The organism is Pseudomonas sp. GD03862 (assembly GCF_029840855.1).
Classification (GTDB): Bacteria; Pseudomonadota; Gammaproteobacteria; order Pseudomonadales; family Pseudomonadaceae; genus Aquipseudomonas; species Aquipseudomonas alloputida.
The window spans coordinates 1-1,251 of the sequence record NZ_JAOCDI010000113.1 but is presented as its reverse complement, the minus strand read 5'-3'; the positions used below and the strand labels follow the sequence as shown (position 1 = coordinate 1,251).

1 protein-coding gene is annotated in these 1,251 nt (G+C 60.9%); it reads right to left on the bottom strand.

The genetic code is table 11. The annotated features are described in order from the left end of the window. Positions 1-1,251, bottom strand: a 1,251-nt coding sequence (bamA, locus tag N5D53_RS27575) for an outer membrane protein assembly factor BamA (protein WP_279841139.1), incomplete at both ends; no start/stop codon positions are given.

The following is a 1,251-nucleotide window of genomic DNA, read 5'->3' as shown; positions in this document are numbered from 1 at the left end:
GGTCTGGTATTCCGAACGGGTCAGGCCGATGGATACCTTGTTACCGGTACCGAGGAAGTTGCTCTGGCTGATCGAACCACCCAGGATCAGGCCGGCGCTCTGGGCGAAACCGACGCTGGCGGTGATCGAGCCGGAGGCCTGCTCTTCGACGCTGTAGTTGACGTCGACCTGGTCGTCGGTGCCAGGCACCTGCGGGGTCTCGACGTTGACTTCCTTGAAGAAGCCCAGGCGCTCAAGACGGGTCTTGGACTGGTCGATCAGGTAGGTCGACGCCCAGCCACCTTCCATCTGGCGCATTTCGCGACGCAGCACTTCGTCTTCGGTCTTGGTGTTGCCGCGGTAGTTGATGCGGTTGACGTAGGCACGCTTGCCCGGGTCGACCACGAACATGATGTCGACGGTGTGGTCCTGGTCGTTCGGCTGTGGCACGCCGTTGACGTTGGCGAAGGTGTAGCCTTCGTTACCCAGGCGGCGGGTGATCAGCTCGGACGTGGTGGTCATCACCTTGCGCGAGAATACCTGCCCCGGCTGCACCAGCAGCAGCGACTTGACCTGGTCTTCCGGCACCTTGAGGTCACCGGACAGCTTCACGTCGCGAACGGTGTATTTCTCGCCTTCGTTGATGTTGACGGTGATGTAGACGTGCTTCTTGTCCGGCGTGATGGACACCTGGGTGGAGGCGATGTCCATGTTGATGTAGCCGCGGTCCAGGTAGTAGGAACGCAGGCGCTCCAGGTCACCGGAGAGTTTTTCACGGGCGTACTTGTCGTCGTTCTTGAAGAACGACAGCCAGTTGGTGGTCTTCAGCTCGAACAGCTGCCCCAGGGTCTCATCATCGAATACGTTGTTGCCAACGATGTTGATGTGCTGGATGGCGGCGACGGTGCCTTCGTTGATCTTGATCTTCAGGGCCACACGGTTGCGCGGCTGCGGCACCACTTCGGCGTCGACCTCGGCCGAGTAGCGCCCCTGGGCCACGTACTGGCGCTGCAGCTCGTTACGCACACCTTCGAGGGTGGCACGCTGGAAGATCTCACCTTCGGCCAGGCCCGATTGCTTCAGGCCCTTCATCAGGTCTTCGGTGCTGATCGCCTTGTTGCCTTCAATCTCGATGCTCGACACCGACGGGCGCTCGACCACGTTGATGATCAGCACATTGCCATCGCGGCTCAACTGGATGTCCTGGAAGAACCCGGTCTTGAACAGGGAACGAGTCGAGTCCACCAGGCGGCGGTCGTCAGCCTGGTCGCC